Below are 16,110 nucleotides of genomic sequence, written 5' to 3' on the forward strand. Positions count from 1 at the left end.
TGTCTTTTCGGTTTTATTTCTTCAATAAAATCAGATGCTCAAAAGGTACCGTAACTAACAAGGCCGTTAAACCAAGGACACAAAACAGCAGGCTTGTGCTCCTTCGTCGCCAATTTTAGCCTGCTATTTTGTGCCGTTTACGGCAAGCGTTATGTGCCATATTGGTTTGGAGCCATTGATTGAAGCTTGTGATCAAAATTTTACTTTTAATATCAATAGGCATGGTATCTATTTTTGCTGTATTACTTTATTTTCAGCTATCTAATAGAGATTGTTTAAATATACCTGAATCAGAAGCTGTCGATATGATTAATCGAGTTTTTGAAAGTAAACAAAATCAAGCTTCAAGCAATGGCTATATTTTTGAACATAAATTGCAAAACCTTCGGTATTCCCATGAGCAATCCCGTGAAATGGATACAGACAGTGATTTGGGGTACGTGGAGTTGCAATACAATAAAGCTAATAAAAAGGCTTTAGTTGCAGTTATTCATAGTAACTGTGAAATACAGTGGATTAATGGCACATAACAAGTTCCTAAACCAAAGGACGCAAAACAGCAGGCTGCGCTCCTTCGTCGCTAAGTTTAGCCTGCTATTTTGCGCCGGTTAGGCAAGCGTTATATGCAATGGAGAGTTAAGTGTTTATCGTATCCTTAACATATAAATCGGAATTATCAGAAGTAGATAAATATATTGAAGCTCACGTTACATTCCTTGAGAAGTATTACGCATCAGGTAAATTTATTGCTTCAGGGCGAAAAGTTCCACGAACAGGTGGAATTATACTTTTAAATGCTGCTAATAAAGCAGAAGTGGACTCAACAATAAAAGAAGATCCATTTCATATCGCTAATGTTGCAGATTATGAAGTTACAGAGTTTGTACCAACTATGGCTGCAAAAGAATTTGATGCAATTAAAAATTGCATATAACAAGCCACTAAAGCGTGACTCGTAACAGTTGGCTCGGTTTCGCTTCGCTACACATTTTAGCCAACTATTACTCGCACCTTAGTGGGGCGTTATATTCGGATTTATACTTTCGGAGAAAATATTGAAATGTGTAAATTGTTGTGCGATCACAATCAATAGAAAACTAGCTCCGGAGGGTAAGTGTGTAGCGTGCGGTAAAGACCCTAGCTACAAGTATGACCCTGAGGCAGATGCTAATGCAAAGTTAAAAGCACCTTACCGGAGACCGATTTTTGGGTTCATTGTCTATTTAGTAGTGCTGTTGGCATTTCACAAGCCAATAATAACAGGCTTAACATATGAGCCAGATCTTTATAGTCTTGCCAGAGCACAAGTTGTTAACTCGAGTATTTATAAAAATACCCCAGCAAAATCTTTTCGAACTGATTTTAACGTGCGAATAGATTATACATACCGCGTTAATGGTGTTATTTATCAAAGCGACCTAATTGACCTTAGGCATAACCAAAAGCGATCATTTCATAACAAGCTTGATGCAGAGCTATTTATTAGTCAGTTTCGAAAAGGAGCGGAGGTTGATATTTACTACAAGAAAAATAATCCATCTTTTGCTGTTTTAAGACTAGAAAATCGTATTACTTTAAAGAGGTTTGTTAACTGGAATGCAGCTTTTGTAATATTTTTTCTTATATGGCTACTTAAAGGGTTAATTACTTATAGAAAATTAAAAGCAGCAAAAATACTTCCTTAACACATTACTTTTGTGGTGGAAAGAATATAACAAGCCAAGTCAACGGGACAATTTTAAGCTGGCTCCCGTCGCTTCGCTCCTAATTTTAGCCAGCTTAAAAATTGCCCCTGCTTGGGGCGTTATGCGTCACATTAAATCGCTGTATTTAATGCGGTTTTCATCTCAAGTCTTTCCTTCAAATCAGCTTTTAGGTACAGTAGCGAATCAAATTTTAAGTTGGTCTTGGCTTTTCGTTTTTCAATTTAAGCTGTGACCAGAAAGGTCATTCACCAGTCTAACGCTTCTTTGCAATTTTAGGTTTGGTGAGTGTTTTTTAATTTTAAGTTTGGCTTATTAGTGCAGGCGCAAGCGCTTCTAAATTTGAGTGTCAACGCATAACAAGGTCGTCAACGCGGACAAAAAACAGTTGGCTGCTACGCTTCGCTTCACATTTTAGCCAACAATTTTTTGCCGGTTACAACGGCGTTATGTTTCTAAGGAGAGTTCGTGCCGTACGTAATGAACGAGAAACAATTTGAATCTGTTCAGTCACTTGATAGCAATGCCCGCTTTCAACATTTTGTCAGTAAAGTAGCTGATTGGGAGCAGTTATGGACTGTAAAAAACGATGAAGGTTGGTTAGTTCCTGTAGCGCCAGAAGGCTTCGAATATTTCCCTGTATGGCCACACCCCGAATACGCTCAAAAGATTACTGATTTAAACTTTCCTGGGCACAAAGCCGAAGAAATTTCATTACAAGAGTTTCTATCGCATTGGTTGCCATTGTTACAAGATGATGACGTTAAAGTTGCGGTGTTCCCAAATAGAGAGTGGACTTTCTGGTGTATAGAAGCAGACGATTTAATGGCAGAGATCGTTGAAGAGATGCGGCAATACGAATAGAAACATAACAAACAGTTTAAAAGCGGACAAAATTCAGTTGGCTGGTTTCGCTCCGCTTCACATTATAGCCAACTAAATTTTGCCTTTTAACTGAGGCGTTATAAGCCACAGGTAGAACATGCGTAACTTTCTAGTTTTGTTGTTATTATTCAGCAGCGCTTCTTTTAGTAGCGAAGGCGTTTTTGAGCGATGGACTGTAAAAGGAAAAGAGTGTGTTTTTAAGTTTCAAATACCACCTAGCGTAAATTGGGATGGTGAATCTGAATTACCTATTTCTGTTAAGGGCATTAATACAGCTTTCAAAAACTGGGCTAATTCTAACTTAAGCAGCGGCGAAAAAGCGCATGTTACAAATTACAATTTGGCATCTGTTTTATCAGAAGACGCTACAACCAATTACTGGGTTTATAAAGTTGGCTATGTTGTTTTTAATAATGGTTCGCCTACGCAAAACTTTAATCGTAAGGTAGTAATTGACCTTTCTGGTAAAGTAATTACCCCAGTATGTGGCTTATAACAAGCCAATAATGGTAAGGACGCAAAAAGCATGGCTGCGCTCGTACCTCGCTAAATTTAGCCATGCATTTTGTGCCCCATATCGGAGCGTTAGGCAACTCGATGAAATGTAGCGTCTGTGGAAATAAATCTAAAAGGAAAATCGAATTTAAAATTAGTCTGTTAGATTGTTTTGGTTTGTTTGTACTTTGCATTCCTTTCGCCTCAATTTTGTTTGCGATAGTCTACGGAGTAACATCACTGTTTGTCGGTGCCGTTGGATCAATTTTGGCAGGTGTAAACACAAACCCTGAACTTTTAAGGTCTTTAGTATCTGTAGTTATTTTGTATTTAATACTTGCACGCTTTTTAGTGAAGTACATGCCAAAATTGCTCAACATTCTTGGGTATTTCATCAACTATAAGTTGGTTATCTCGGCAGATTGTGACAAATGTAATCAAAGGTGTGTAATGCATAGTTACCCAACTGAGCCTCATGCGTAACACATTGCCTAACAAGCAATTAAACAGGGATAAAAAACTTGCGGGCTATTCGCTTCGCTCAATTTTAGCCCACAATTTTTACCCGTTAATCGGGCGTTATATAACAATTGGAGTTGTGAGAAATGTTTAAAGCCCTATTTATAATCAGCATCGTTCTGATTTTTTCGGGCATTGCTCTATTTGTTTATGATACTTATCTGTACGAGGTAGTATTAACAGAAGTAGCTAAAGCGGACGACCTCTACATGGTTGTTGTACCGAGTGATTCATTCTCTATTGTTGATTATTGGGCGCACTTTTTAATTTCTGGAAGTTGCTTATTTATTTTAATTAGAGTTAAGAGTGCTATGAGTAAGTAGTTTGTTATATAACAAACGCTTTAACCAAAGGACGCAAAACAGCAGGCTTGCGCTCCTTCGTCGCTAATTTTAGCCTGCTATTTTGCGCCGGTTAAGCGAGGCGTTATGCGTCACTTTAAATAGCTGTCTTTAAAACGGTTTTTATTTCAAGTCTTTTCTTCAAATTAGCTTTTAGGTACAGTGGTGCAATCAATTTTTAAGTAGGTCTTGGCTTTTCTTTTTTCAATTTAAGCTGTGACCAGAAAGGTCATTCAACAGTCAATCGCTTCTTTGCAATTTTTGGTTAGGTGAGTGTTTTAAGTTTTAAGTTTGGCTTATTAGTGCAGGCGCAAGCGCTTCTAAATTTGAGTGTCAACGCATAACAAAGTCGTCAACGCGGACAAAAAACTGTTGGCTGTTACGCTTCGCTTCACATTTTAGCCAACAATTTTTTGCCGGTTACAACGGCGTTATGTAGCTCTGAAGTTATGAATTTAGAAACTGCTGAAATCAAGAGTAACTTCAAGCAGTTCGTGTTGGTGTCACTCTTTGGCCCATTAGGTTTGTTTTATAGTAATAAGTTACTTGCGGTAATTGCAGTACTGTTGTTTTTCATCTTGCTTGGGGCTTACTTTTTGGGCTTCTTGATAGTGTGGTTATTCTCTTTTGTTGCTGGTTTTTATAGTGTCAAAGAACATAACAAAAGAGTAAACGAGTTCGAAAAGCTTAAGACAAGATACAAGCACTTAGGTTAAAAACACTACATAACAAAGTTGTAAACGCGGACAAATAACAGCTGGCTTTGTTCGTGCCTCACAAATTATAGCCAACTATTATTAGCCGGTTACAACGGCGTTATGCGTCACTTTAAACCGCTGTCTTTAATGCAGTTTTTACTTCAAGCCTTTTCTTCAAATCAGCTTTTAGGTACAGTGGCGTAATTGAGTTTTAAGTTGGTCTTGGCTTTTCGTTTTTCAATTTAAGCTGTGTCCAGAATCATCATTCACCAGTCCAACGCTTCTTTGCAATTTTGAGTTTGGTGAGTGTTTTTAAATTTAAACTTTGGCTTAATGGTGCAGGCGCAAGCGCTTTGAAAGTGGTGTGTCAACGCATAACACGGTCGTCAACGCGGACAAATAACAGTTGGCTTTGTTCGTGCCTCACAAATTATAGCCAACTATTATTAGCCGGTTACGACGGCGTTATGCGTCACTTTAAATCTCTGTCTTTAATGCAGTTTTTACTTCAAGTCTTTTCTTCAAATCAGCTTTTAGGTACAGTGGCGTAATCACATTTTAAGTGGGTCTTGGCTTTTCGTTTTTCAATTTAAGCTGTGACCAGAAAGGTCATTCACCAGTCGAGCGCTTCTTTGCAATTTTTGGTTCGGTGAGTGTTTTTATAAATAAAAGTTTAGCTCGTTGGTGCAGGCGCAAGCGCTTTGAAAGTGGTGTGTCAACGCATAACAAGCAATTAAACAGGGATAAAAAACTTGCGGGCTATTCGCTTCGCTCAATTTTAGCCCACAATTTTTTACCCGTTAATCGGGCGTTATATTTCAGGGAGAGATTGGTGAAAATTTTTACTGTCTTTATTCTTTTCTTTAGTTCCTTGCTGCAAGCAAATGATATTGTATTTCTGGGGTCACCTTTTTCAGTAGTCGAAAGCGAAAAGTCATGTGATAAATATGTAGAAAGCGGTATTTGTATGGATGTTGCTTTTGAATTGAAATATAACGTCTACGAATGGTACAACGAAAACCCTGAACCAGAAATTATTGAGTTTATAGGGTTCACTCATTCAAGTGGTTTACCTAAATTCACTTCGTTCAACTTCGCTTTGGTGCACTTGAAAAAGGTAAATGATCATTATTTGGTAAAAGACATCAAGCCTGTGGTTGAATTAGAAGACGAGTATATTATTTGTGTAGATAAGCAACTGCCATACTTTAGCGAGTGTAAAAATAGGCAATCAGTTAAGAGCTACTTGGACCTCAGCAACTGAAATATAACAAGTTAATTAAACAATGGACGCAAAACAGCAGGCTTGCGCTCATTCTTCGCTTAGTTTAGCCTGCTATTTTTCGCCGTTTATTAAGGCGTTATGTTTACAGAAGAATAAGAGTATATGAAAAATAAATTTATTTTAATTTTAACCGTACTTGTTTTAACGGGTTGTGCTTCAACAAATATCAAAGGTAATTATTCTTTAAACTCTCAGTCAGGAAAGGGAGTGCTAATTTCTTCAATTAGTGTACAAGGTAGCTACTCTGGATATTCAGTTTACTTTCAAGGTATTGATAATGAAAACAAAGGGTACATTGAATTTGGTGCAGGTACAGCTTTATTGCCCATTTTTCCTGAAGGCGATTTTTCACATTTAGATCGTAAAGGGGAAGTATTTGCTGTCGAATTACCTGCTGGAAAGTATAAAGTATGGCGTTGGGGAGTTGCGAGTGGTTATGCCTTTATTAAGCCAGCGTTGCCCATGTCAATTGAATTCGAAATCATAGCTGGTAAGGCTACTTATATTGGAAATTTCGACTTTATCCAAACAGATAGTTTTGGCTTGACTGTGACTGGAGTTAAGGTCAATTATTCAGACCAGTTTAAAATCGATACGGGAATTATAATTAATAAATACCCCAACATCGAATTTTCGCAAATAGGGAAAGGCATCGTTGACAATGCTAAATATATAGCCATAGGTGGTAACTCTAATACAAATTGGGATATACCTATTGTGGTAATGTAAACATAACAAGGCAAATTAAAAAATGCGGACAAAAAACAGTTGGCTTTGTTCGTACCTCACAAATTATAGCCAACTATTTTTAGCCGTTTATTTGCGGCGTTAGGTATACAAGCTAGCTATGGAGAGTAAGTGAAACAATTATTTTTAATATATATTTTTTCATCAGTTCCTCCTTTACTAATTTATCTGGTCAGCATTTATGGTTTTGATAATTGTGATGTGCACTTGGGGTGTTTTGGCCTTTTTTCGGTTTTCTCTATTTATGTTTTAGTTTGGGGGTTACTGGGAGGGGTTGGCTTTATTATTTCATGTGTTTTAACTAAATCTTCAGGTAAAGGTATAGATTTACCTTTTAAATATCTTGCAACTCTAGGACTGATAATTGGTGTAAGTCATTTTGTTGCGCAACTTAACGTAGATAATTTCTTGGCCATGTTACCTATACCTATTTTGCTATCTTGGTTTTGTAGTTCAGTCTTATTTCATATAACGGCAAAGCAGTTTTAAAGTATACCTAACAAGGCGTTAAAGGCGGATTCGTAACAGTTGGCTCGGCTCCGCTTCGCTACACAAATTTAGCCAACTATAACTCACCGCTTAACGCGGCGTTATGCAGCCCAAGGAGCTCTGAGTTGTTCGTTAGATTAGGTGTAATATTCTTATTGTTGATTAGCTTTTCATCGACTTCTGAAGAGTGCAGGGTCAAGTATCTAGAAGAGTTAAAGTATACGGATATAGAATGCCAGTTTTATATGGGAACAGCTGCGTATAGAAATGAAGTTTATTCTGTAGCTGCTGCACACTGGAATTTTGTTATTGATTCACCCGTTAAGTATGAGGGTGAAGAAAGTATTAAGGCTATGGCGCTTAGCACTATAACCTTCTTAACTTATCAAGGCTTAGGAGTTACGCAAGATAGAAGTAAAGCCGTGAAAAATTGGAAGGATGCAGCCGCTAAAGGTGATTTAGAAGCTCGGAAGCATCTGGTTTTTGCTTATTCTGACGATAAATATAAGAAAAAAGATTTAATAAAAGCATTGGGCTGGTATGAATCAATATTTATTTTATACCCAAAATCAACAGATGTAGATGAATCTGACCTTGGTTTATACCAAGATGCACTCGAAAGTGCTGATAAGTTACGGGCTCTCCTTTCAGAAAAGCAAAATAATTCGGCAATGAATTTCGCAAAATCTACGATATAGTGCTGCATAACAATGCAAATTAAAAAGTGCGGACAAAAATCAGTTGGCTTTGTTCGTACCTCACAAATTATAGCCAACTAATTTTTGCCGTTTATTTGCGGCGTTATGCGTCACTTTAAATCGCTGTCTTTAGTACAGTTTTTGTCTCAAGTCTTTTCTTCAAATCAGCTTTTAGGTACAGTGGCGTAATAAAGTTTTTAGTTGGTCTTGGCTTTTCATTTTTCAATTTAAGCTGTGACCAGAAATGTCATTCACCAGTCGAACGCTTCTTTGCAATTTTTGGTTTGGTGAGTGTTTTTAAATTTTAAGTTTGGCTTATTGGTGCAGGCGCAAGCGCTTTGAAAGCGGTGCGTCAACGCATAACAAGCAATTAAACAGGGATAAAAAACTTGCGGGCTATTCGCTTCGCTCAATTTTAGCCCACAATTTTTACCCGTTAATCGGGCGTTATGCGTCACTTTAAATAGCTGTCTTTAAAACGGTTTTTACTTCAAGTATTTCCTTCAAATCAGCTTTTAGGTACAGTGGCGTAATCAAGTTTTTAGCTGGTCTTGGCTTTTCATTTTTTAATTTAAGCTGTGACCAGAAATGTCATTCACCAGTCGAACGCTTCTTTGCAATTTTTGGTTTGGTGAGTGTTTTTAAATTTTAAGTTTGGCTTATTGGTGCAGGCGCAAGCGCTTCTAAATTTGTGTGTCAACGCATAACAAGGTCGTCAACGCGGACAAAAAACTGTTGGCTGTTACGCTTCGCTTCACATTTTAGCCAACAATTTTTTGCCGGTTACAACGGCGTTAGGTAATTGTCATGGTCGAGCATGTATCAAATTTTTAAAATTGTTGTATACATAACCGTAATCCCACCATTACTGTTTGTGGCATTTGTTTTTATAGCTGCATTTATTCCATCTGATCCTGAGCCTTTGGAAGTTGTTTTTAAAGAGTCATGTGGTGTTGAGTTACCTTCTGGTTATGTAGTCATAGAACGGGAGCCTTCTCGGGGTTTTGCTCCTCAGGGAGTATCTTATTCTGAAAAAGGAGTAGTACAGGTTCATCTTAAAGAGGCATCAGATATTTTAAAGTCTCTAGAAATTAATACTGATTACAAATTGCTAGAAGGTGCATTTGAGAGTTTTATAGTTGGTAAAAAGCTCGGTATATGCCAAGTATCAACAATTTCTGGGTATGTAAATTATCAATACGCTGTGTGGTAATGTTACCTAACAAGTTACTCAAAAGGACGCAAAACGCTTGGCTTGTGCTCCTTCGTCGCTAATTTTAGCCAAGCATTTTTCGCCCATTAGTAAGGCGTTATGCGTCATTTCAATTAACTGAATCTAAATCGGTTTTTTCCTCAAGTCTTTTCTTCAAATCAGCTTTTAGGTACAGTTGCGTAATCAAATTTTAAGTTGGTCTTGGCTTTTCGTTTTTCAATTTAAGCTGTGACCAGAAATGTCATTCACCAGTCGAACGCTTCTTTGCAATTTTGAGCTTGGTGAGTTTTTTTATAAATAAAAGTTTAGCTCGCTGGTGCAGGCGCAAGCGCTTTAAAAGCGGTGTGTAAACGCATAACAAGGCGCTAAACTAGGACAAAATTAAATAAGCTCGTCGCTTCGCTCGATTTTAGCTTATTCAATTTTGCCTGTTAGCTAAGCGTTATGCGTCACTTTAAATCGCTGTCTTTAAAACGGTTTTTACTTCAAGCCTTTTCTTCAAATTAGCTTTTAGGTACAGTGGCGTAATCAAATTTTAAGTTGGTCTTGGCTTTTCGTTTTTCAATTTAAGCTGTGACCAGAAAGGTCATTCACCAGTCGAACGCTTCTTTGCAATTTTGAGTTTGGTGAGTGTTTTTTAATTTTAAGTTTGGCTTATTGGTGCATGCGCAAGCGCTTTTAATTTTGAGTGTCAACGCATAACAAGGTCGTCAACGCGGACAAAAAACTGTTGGCTGTTGCGCTTCACTTCACATTTTAGCCAACAATTTTTTGCCGGTTACAACGGCGTTATGCGTCCCTTTAAATCGCTGTCTTTAAAACGGTTTTTTGCTTCGAGTCTTTTCTTCAAATCAGCTTTTAGGTACAGTGGCGTAATTAAGTTTTAAGTTGGTGTTGGCTTTTCGTTTTTTAAATTTAAGCTGTGACCAGAAAGGTCATTCACCAGTAGAGCGCTTCTTTGCAATTTTTGGTTCGGTGAGTGTTTTTATAAATAAAGTTTAGCTCGTTGGTGCAGGCAAAAGCGCTTTGAAAGTGGTGTGTCAACGCATAACAAGCAATTAAACAGGGATAAAAAACTTGCGGGCTATTCGCTTCGCTCAATTTTAGCCCACAATTTTTTACCCGTTAATCGGGCGTTATGTGGCATGGTGAAAATTGGAAATATCGAGAGTTCTCAAATATACGCTTTTAATGTTTGTTGTACTTACAACTTTAAATACGGTAATCACTCTTCTAATCGGCACTAATAACCTAGCTCAACAGTCATTGAGAGAGTATGTTTCCTATAGTTTACTACCAAACTTTTTTCTAGGTGCGGGCTTATATACGCTCATGGCTAAGCGTCAAGCTTGTAAAGCTTGGTTATATTCTATATTTGTTTTCGTTGTAAGCTTTTTGCTTGGCAGTTTGGTTTTGTATATTTTAGTTCAACAGCTATATCTGCCTACAATTTACATAGAATTACCGTTATCAATACTTTCAGCTATTATCGGTACAGCGATTGGTATAAAGTGGCATCAAAAAGGTGCTATTGCCACATAACAAATTAATTAAACTATGGACGCAAAACAGCAGGCTTGCGCTCATTCTTCGCTTAGTTTAGCCTGCTATTTTTCGCCGTTTATTAAGGCGTTATATTGCTTTGTAAGGTCAAACTTTGAATACAAAAGAAAGCAGGGAAAGTGGCATCTTATATGCGGTGTTCATTACCGTGTTGTTGTATTTCTTTTTTAAGATTACTTTGATCTTTTCAATAGTGACAGGCAGAAATATCACTTGTTTAAGCTCTATTTGGAGTAACTCTGATACTTTAATAACTCCTTTCTCTGCATTTTTCATACTGGCGATATTTAGCTGCATTTGGTTTTTGTATTGCGGCATACGGTACAAACGAAAAGTATGTAAATCGGTATATTTGCTATTAGCTGTCGGAACTGTGTTCTATTACTTTTGGTTCAAAGGTTTTTACGGTTTCTGGCAGCTAATGAGCTACGAGCAAAAGGAAATTACATTACAAGAGTTTTTTGAAAAAACAGGTGGTACAGAAAGGTTAAAGCTGTATGGTAGTGGCGATAATAAAAATGTATTGTGTAAATCGCAATATAACAAAGCAAATTAAAAGTGCGGACAAAAAACAGTGGGCTTTGTTCGTTCCTCACAAATTATAGCCCACTATTTTTAGCCGTTTATTTGCGGCGTTAGGTATACATGGTGACTATTGCTGATTTTTCGAGAATAAAAATTAGATACCATATTTATGGAACTCTTTTGGTAATGCTGGCTGTTGTCTTGTCTGCTTTACCAACATATTTCCTTTTGAGCCTAATAGCAGATCTTTTAGGCGTTGATATGAGTGCACCAGGCCAACCTAATTCTGGTTTAGATAGTTTCGATTATTTAGTTTTATTCATAATGCTATTTAACTTTCTTGTTAGCGTCGCTTTGATCATTTGGTTGATTTGCAAATATAAAAAATGGACGTTTAAAGATGGGGTTTACTGTTTGTTATTGGGTAAAAACATGCCCAAACGCTGGCTCGATTGAGTGAAGTATACCTAACAAGCGCATCAATAATGGACGTCTTACGCTTGGCTGGCGCTCATTCTTCGCTAATTTTAGCCAAGCTAATCCGCCCATTATGCGGGCGTTAGGTATTTATGCAGAAAAGTTTACATCATAGTGATTGGTTCGGGATCTTAATTGGTATGGCCCTTGGAGTTGTTCAACCATTCGTAATTATAGAGAAAGCTTTTGGTCCTGAAATGAACTCAAATACTTTAATTTCTGTTGCTTTATTTGGTTTGTTCGCGCCGCCAATTTTAGCAATAGTTAACAAGCTGTTTAAAACTGCGCGCTCATCTTTTTTTGAATTTATTGGCAATTACGTTAATACAGTTTTTATGATGATTGCGTTTGGTTTAAGTACTGGTGCAACTGGCTTGGTTTACCACTTAGCAATTGGTTTGCCCAGCAATACATTAATGCCAATTGTATTTTTTGGCGCTGCAGGTTTTGGCTTTGTATTAGCGTATTTTATTTACCCAGATCTAGCTTATAGGCAAAAAAATACCTAACAAGTCATTGCAGCAGGACAAATAACAGTTGGCTTTGCTCCTGCGTCGCTATTTTAGCCAACTATTATTTGCCTCTGAATGAAGCGTTATATGCCAATGATAATTAAGTACCCGAAATTTAAATTCAATTCGAAACGCAGTCTATGGATAGTTTCTTTGCATGTCTTTGCGATTATACTGTTTATATTCATTGGCGTTTCGGCATTGTCAATTTTGCTTTTTTTAGCGATTTATTTGGTTTTAGTATTCACTTGGGCTTTGAACCGAAGCACTAAGAGAAGAAAACGTTTTGAGCGACATATCAATAGTTTTGGGCATCCTTTTGATAAAGATAACTTGGACCTAGAAAAAGTGGTTGTAATGGCCGTACCTTTCGAAGGCTCTACCTCGTGTGTGAAGTTGTACTGGCACGAAGGTGAAATGGTTTTTGGTGTTAGGCGTACATTTCGAAAGTTGTATAACTCTGAAGTTGAAGAAGTTAAGGAGATAGAAACTTTCAAACAACCTGTAATTCACATCAAATTAATTGATGGTAGTTGGGACGATGAATTCTACTTGCCTCTAGATACTACTTTTAGGAATAAGTGAAAATGGCATATAACAAACAGTTTAAAAGCGGACAAAATTCAGTTGGCTGGTTTCGCTCCGCTTCACATTATAGCCAACCAAATTTTGCCTTTTAACTGAGGCGTTAGGTTTATGAAGAAGCCGCTTTTACATTTAAGTTTCTCTTTAATAATTTGCTTTGTAATACTGAAAACAGTCCCATACTGGCCTGAAAGCAAATTGCAGCATGTAGTTTATGTGTTTTTGAATTCAAAAAGTTTTGTAAAAGCTATAAGGGCAACCGAGCAAGAAGGTTATGTTTCAATACAGTGGGTACAAACCTCTGCAGAAACCGAAGTTTCACTAGCTTGGGTTGCTGCAGGTGCCAAATATAAAGAAGTCTCCAACCCAGATTTAAGCAGAATTGTAGTTCCATATAAAGAAAATGGCTTTAATTCACTTTGGCTTCAAAAAGAGGGTGAGGCTTGGATATTACGAAAAGCTTTTTCCTTTAAAAGTGAGTACGGAATTGGTGAAGGTGCTTACGCTTTAGGTAAGAATATTAACCCCAAAGATGTGTGTTTACCAAAAGTACAATGTTTAGAGCACTTATTTGATAATTGGTATGTTATAAAAAACTAGTATGCAAAAATAAACCTAACAAATTAATTAAACAGCAGGCTTGCGCTCATTCTTCGCTTAGTTTAGCCTGCTATTTTCCGCCGTTTATTAAGGCGTTAGCTTTCTAGGAAGTGCAGATGACATTAAATGACTTAACGGTAAATTTCTCGCACCTTGAACGTGACACTCTGTTATCTGAATGGGAGTGGTTATTGGGTGGAGAATATTTACCTATATTGCTTTCAGCTTCCGGTGATGCATTTGTTCAAAATGTAAATAATGGCCAAGTTTGGTGGCTTGATTCAGGAGGCGGTGAGTTCTCACAAGTAGCAGAGACACCTGAAGACTTCAATGAGTTGTTAGCTGATAAAGAGTTCGTTATAGAATACTTTGCAGTTCAAATGGTAGGTGATTTAATAGAGTCAGGTAAATCATTATCACACAACCAAATTTATAGCTTAACAAAACCTTGGCTGTTGGGTGGTGAGTATAAAATTGAAAATATTGAACCAACTGATATTGAGGTTCATTTTTCCCTAACAGGTCAAGTGGCACAACAAGTTGGTGTAAGCGAAAGCTAACAAGGCCGTTAAACAAAGGACACAAAACAGCAGGCTGTGCTCCTTCGTCGCAAATTTTAGCCTGCTATTTTGTGCCGTTTACGGCAAGCGTTAGCTGTACAAGGAAAACCTGAGTAGTGGAAATGTTCGCAGAAATTATCAAGAATATGTATGAGATGTCACTGGCTGAGTTCGCAGTGATGATAGTGGATACTCTGACTTATCTAGTGGCTCTTTTTATAGTGCTTGTTGCATTTGGTAAGCTTGATAAAGTTACTAAAAGTAAGCATGCCAAAGGAGTAAAAGTCTCAATTTTGGCTACAATTCTCTCTTCATTTGTAGCTCGTTCAATTGTAGAAAGTTCTGAAGAACATGGATTAATTGAGGTGCTTGTATTTCTTATACCTTCGATTTTTACGTTATTAGCTGCAGTTTGTTTTTATCGGTTTACTAAAGAAGTTCTAGTAAAGTACAGCTAACAAAGCCGTTAAACCAAAGGACACAAAACAGCAGGCTTGTGCTCCTTCGTCGCCAATTTTAGCCTGCTATTTTGTGCCGTTTACGGCAAGCGTTAGCAGCCAATCCATACTCGCCATCTCAGTGCCAAGGTTTAAGGGCGTACGCCCAGTACTATTTTCTCAAATATTGGTTTGTTTTGGTGTTTCATTTGGCTGGTGTTCAACTTACTAAAGTACAAAAACCAAACGCAGATGTTTGGAGGTTTTCTTTAATTAGTTAAAGTACTTACATAAAAATAAATTGGGTACATGTCGGTTGTCATTAAAGGCTGTTTAAGCTTTGGCAGCTAACAAACAGTTTAAAAGCGGACAAAATTCAGTTGGCTGGTTTCGCTCTGCTTCACATTATAGCTAACTAAATTTTGCCTTTTAACTGAGGCGTTATGCGTCATTTCAATTAACTGAATCTAAATCGGTTTTTTCCTCAAGTCTTTTCTTCAAATCAGCTTTTAGGTACAGTGGCGTAATCAAATTTTAAGCTGGTCTTGGCTTTTCGTTTTTCAATTTAAGCTGTGGCCAGAGTCATCATTCACCAGTCGAACGCTTCTTTGCAATTTTTGGTTTGGTGAGTGTTTTTATAAATAAAAGTTTAGCTCGCTGGTGCAGGCGCAAGCGCTTTAAAAGCGGTGTGTAAACGCATAACAAGGCGCTAAACTAGGACAAAATTAAATAAGCTCGTCGCTTCGCTCGATTTTAGCTTGTTCAATTTTGCCTGTTAGCTAAGCGTTAGTTGCCTAGGAAAATTTTGAGAATACTTTTACTTTTATTGAGCCCATTTGCTTCTTTAGGGTCACAAGAAAGCGAGGCTCCTGAAACAGTTTGGGTTGAGTCACCTAAGCATTTTAACTGCAATCCTAGTGAAATCAGCTTCAAAGATAGTATTTCTATTTCTCTGGGTGAGAGCTCATTTGATGAGTTAGCTATATTTCGAGAATCAGATAAGACGTGGTTATTTCTGGTAGTTGGTGGTGCTCCTGAGGAAATGAATAGTTTAATGTCACCTTCTGAGCTGAAATCAACAAAAGTGTTGAGCTTAAACTCCGAAACCACAGGTTTTCGCTGGGAGTATAGTGGTTACAATGAAAAAATATTCACAGTTTCTGGTAAATACACAGTGTATAACAGTGATACTTTAGAGAGTGAAGTAGGCGGCTATAAGTGCGACATCGTTGTAACCGGCAATTAAACCGTGAACGCAAAACAGCAGGCTTGCGCTCATTCTTCGCTTAGTTTAGCCTGCTATTTTTCGCGGTTTATTAAGGCGTTATATGGTTTGAAAGATATGAGTATGAAGTTAGATTCTGATAAAAATTTCCTTATCAGAGCATCGTTGGTTGCAATTGGCATAATTGTGGCAGTTGTCTATGGCAATATAGAATCCGAGAATACTGAAGAAACAGTGAAAAGTCATATAATAGATTTAACCTCAGAAGAACCTGAGCGCTCAGTCTTAACGAGATTATTTCGAGGCTCTTATTTTATAGTATTAAATATAAACTTTTTTGATATGCCGACCGATGAAGAACAGTTTGAATCGAGAAAAAGTTATTATAAAAGCAAGGTAAAAGAATATATCTGTACTAATCGAGTAACATTAAGCAAATTTGAGAAGTACACAAAAATTGAAGCTGATCTCGTAAGTATTGAACCTAACAAATCGATGGGTCTATTAAGTTTACGAAAGTCAGATTGCAATAAAACCATATAACAATGCAAAT

21 protein-coding genes are annotated in these 16,110 nt (G+C 37.3%); all 21 read left to right on the top strand.

Going from position 1 to position 16,110, the window contains the following annotated elements:
* Positions 1-179 precede the first annotated feature (179 nt).
* The 21 genes from ACXAC4_RS08000 to ACXAC4_RS08100 all read left to right on the top strand — a co-directional run bounded on the left by ACXAC4_RS08000 (position 180) and on the right by ACXAC4_RS08100 (position 16,100).
* On the top strand, positions 180-530 hold the full coding sequence (locus ACXAC4_RS08000) for a hypothetical protein (RefSeq protein ID WP_475160440.1): 351 nt from the start codon (positions 180-182) through the stop codon (positions 528-530).
* Positions 531-640: 110 nt separating this feature from the next.
* Positions 641-934: a YciI family protein gene (locus ACXAC4_RS08005; RefSeq protein ID WP_475160441.1), complete on the top strand. Its 294-nt coding sequence runs from the start codon at positions 641-643 to the stop codon at positions 932-934.
* 121 nt (positions 935-1,055) lie between these two features.
* Positions 1,056-1,685 (top strand): DUF3592 domain-containing protein, encoded by a 630-nt coding sequence (locus ACXAC4_RS08010; RefSeq protein WP_475160443.1) that lies wholly within the window; start codon positions 1,056-1,058, stop codon positions 1,683-1,685.
* 486 nt (positions 1,686-2,171) lie between these two features.
* Entirely contained in the window at positions 2,172-2,567 is a 396-nt protein-coding gene (locus ACXAC4_RS08015; RefSeq protein ID WP_475160445.1) for a DUF2750 domain-containing protein, read from the top strand.
* Between the two features lie 118 nt (positions 2,568-2,685).
* Positions 2,686-3,084 carry a hypothetical protein gene (locus tag ACXAC4_RS08020; RefSeq protein WP_475160447.1) on the top strand — a complete coding sequence of 133 codons (399 nt, stop codon included), beginning with the start codon at positions 2,686-2,688 and terminating at the stop codon, positions 3,082-3,084.
* A gap of 1,308 nt (positions 3,085-4,392) precedes the next feature.
* Positions 4,393-4,659 (top strand): hypothetical protein, encoded by a 267-nt coding sequence (locus ACXAC4_RS08025; protein ID WP_475160448.1) that lies wholly within the window; start codon positions 4,393-4,395, stop codon positions 4,657-4,659.
* An 814-nt stretch (positions 4,660-5,473) separates the two neighbouring features.
* On the top strand, positions 5,474-5,905 hold the full coding sequence (locus tag ACXAC4_RS08030) for a hypothetical protein (protein ID WP_475160449.1): 432 nt from the start codon (positions 5,474-5,476) through the stop codon (positions 5,903-5,905).
* 123 nt (positions 5,906-6,028) lie between these two features.
* Positions 6,029-6,655: a hypothetical protein gene (locus tag ACXAC4_RS08035; protein WP_475160451.1), complete on the top strand. Its 627-nt coding sequence runs from the start codon at positions 6,029-6,031 to the stop codon at positions 6,653-6,655.
* Between the two features lie 129 nt (positions 6,656-6,784).
* Positions 6,785-7,162, top strand: coding sequence for a hypothetical protein (locus tag ACXAC4_RS08040; protein WP_475160452.1), 378 nt, complete (start codon positions 6,785-6,787; stop codon positions 7,160-7,162).
* 125 nt (positions 7,163-7,287) lie between these two features.
* Positions 7,288-7,860, top strand: coding sequence for a hypothetical protein (locus tag ACXAC4_RS08045; protein WP_475160454.1), 573 nt, complete (start codon positions 7,288-7,290; stop codon positions 7,858-7,860).
* Between the two features lie 817 nt (positions 7,861-8,677).
* Positions 8,678-9,073 carry a hypothetical protein gene (locus ACXAC4_RS08050; protein WP_475160457.1) on the top strand — a complete coding sequence of 132 codons (396 nt, stop codon included), beginning with the start codon at positions 8,678-8,680 and terminating at the stop codon, positions 9,071-9,073.
* A 1,155-nt stretch (positions 9,074-10,228) separates the two neighbouring features.
* Complete coding sequence (locus ACXAC4_RS08055) at positions 10,229-10,615, top strand: hypothetical protein (RefSeq protein WP_475160459.1); 387 nt, start codon at positions 10,229-10,231, stop codon at positions 10,613-10,615.
* Between the two features lie 115 nt (positions 10,616-10,730).
* Positions 10,731-11,192, top strand: coding sequence for a hypothetical protein (locus ACXAC4_RS08060; protein ID WP_475160462.1), 462 nt, complete (start codon positions 10,731-10,733; stop codon positions 11,190-11,192).
* 89 nt (positions 11,193-11,281) lie between these two features.
* A complete protein-coding gene (locus ACXAC4_RS08065; RefSeq protein WP_475160464.1) occupies positions 11,282-11,617 on the top strand; it encodes a hypothetical protein in 336 nt (111 codons plus the stop codon).
* 113 nt (positions 11,618-11,730) lie between these two features.
* Positions 11,731-12,147, top strand: coding sequence for a hypothetical protein (locus ACXAC4_RS08070; RefSeq protein ID WP_475160466.1), 417 nt, complete (start codon positions 11,731-11,733; stop codon positions 12,145-12,147).
* A gap of 156 nt (positions 12,148-12,303) precedes the next feature.
* Positions 12,304-12,735 (top strand): hypothetical protein, encoded by a 432-nt coding sequence (locus ACXAC4_RS08075; protein WP_475160468.1) that lies wholly within the window; start codon positions 12,304-12,306, stop codon positions 12,733-12,735.
* A gap of 111 nt (positions 12,736-12,846) precedes the next feature.
* Positions 12,847-13,335 carry a hypothetical protein gene (locus ACXAC4_RS08080; protein WP_475160469.1) on the top strand — a complete coding sequence of 163 codons (489 nt, stop codon included), beginning with the start codon at positions 12,847-12,849 and terminating at the stop codon, positions 13,333-13,335.
* A gap of 116 nt (positions 13,336-13,451) precedes the next feature.
* Positions 13,452-13,895, top strand: a complete 444-nt coding sequence (locus ACXAC4_RS08085; protein WP_475160472.1) for a T6SS immunity protein Tdi1 domain-containing protein — start codon at positions 13,452-13,454, stop codon at positions 13,893-13,895.
* Between the two features lie 122 nt (positions 13,896-14,017).
* The gene (locus ACXAC4_RS08090; protein ID WP_475164080.1) at positions 14,018-14,353 is read left to right on the top strand and encodes a hypothetical protein; all 336 of its coding nucleotides are present in this window, start codon (positions 14,018-14,020) and stop codon (positions 14,351-14,353) included.
* A gap of 784 nt (positions 14,354-15,137) precedes the next feature.
* The gene (locus ACXAC4_RS08095) at positions 15,138-15,578 is read left to right on the top strand and encodes a hypothetical protein (protein ID WP_475160473.1); all 441 of its coding nucleotides are present in this window, start codon (positions 15,138-15,140) and stop codon (positions 15,576-15,578) included.
* A gap of 102 nt (positions 15,579-15,680) precedes the next feature.
* Positions 15,681-16,100, top strand: a complete 420-nt coding sequence (locus ACXAC4_RS08100; protein WP_475160474.1) for a hypothetical protein — start codon at positions 15,681-15,683, stop codon at positions 16,098-16,100.
* Positions 16,101-16,110 lie beyond the last annotated feature (10 nt).

The sequence above is a fragment of the Pseudoalteromonas sp. AWM4_233 genome (genome assembly GCF_056158285.1).

Excerpts from the sequence above, each read along its gene's own strand:
- ACXAC4_RS08085 (WP_475160472.1), top strand. The coding sequence starts at position 13,452 with ATGACATTAAATGACTTAACGGTAAATTTCTCGCACCTTGAACGTGAC.
- ACXAC4_RS08035 (WP_475160451.1), top strand. The coding sequence starts at position 6,029 with ATGAAAAATAAATTTATTTTAATTTTAACCGTACTTGTTTTAACGGGT.
- ACXAC4_RS08090 (WP_475164080.1), top strand. The coding sequence starts at position 14,018 with ATGTTCGCAGAAATTATCAAGAATATGTATGAGATGTCACTGGCTGAG.
- ACXAC4_RS08070 (WP_475160466.1), top strand. The coding sequence starts at position 11,731 with ATGCAGAAAAGTTTACATCATAGTGATTGGTTCGGGATCTTAATTGGT.
- ACXAC4_RS08025 (WP_475160448.1), top strand. The coding sequence starts at position 4,393 with ATGAATTTAGAAACTGCTGAAATCAAGAGTAACTTCAAGCAGTTCGTG.
- ACXAC4_RS08080 (WP_475160469.1), top strand. The coding sequence starts at position 12,847 with ATGAAGAAGCCGCTTTTACATTTAAGTTTCTCTTTAATAATTTGCTTT.
- ACXAC4_RS08050 (WP_475160457.1), top strand. The coding sequence starts at position 8,678 with ATGTATCAAATTTTTAAAATTGTTGTATACATAACCGTAATCCCACCA.
- ACXAC4_RS08065 (WP_475160464.1), top strand. The coding sequence starts at position 11,282 with ATGGTGACTATTGCTGATTTTTCGAGAATAAAAATTAGATACCATATT.
- ACXAC4_RS08020 (WP_475160447.1), top strand. The coding sequence starts at position 2,686 with ATGCGTAACTTTCTAGTTTTGTTGTTATTATTCAGCAGCGCTTCTTTT.
- ACXAC4_RS08100 (WP_475160474.1), top strand. The coding sequence starts at position 15,681 with ATGAAGTTAGATTCTGATAAAAATTTCCTTATCAGAGCATCGTTGGTT.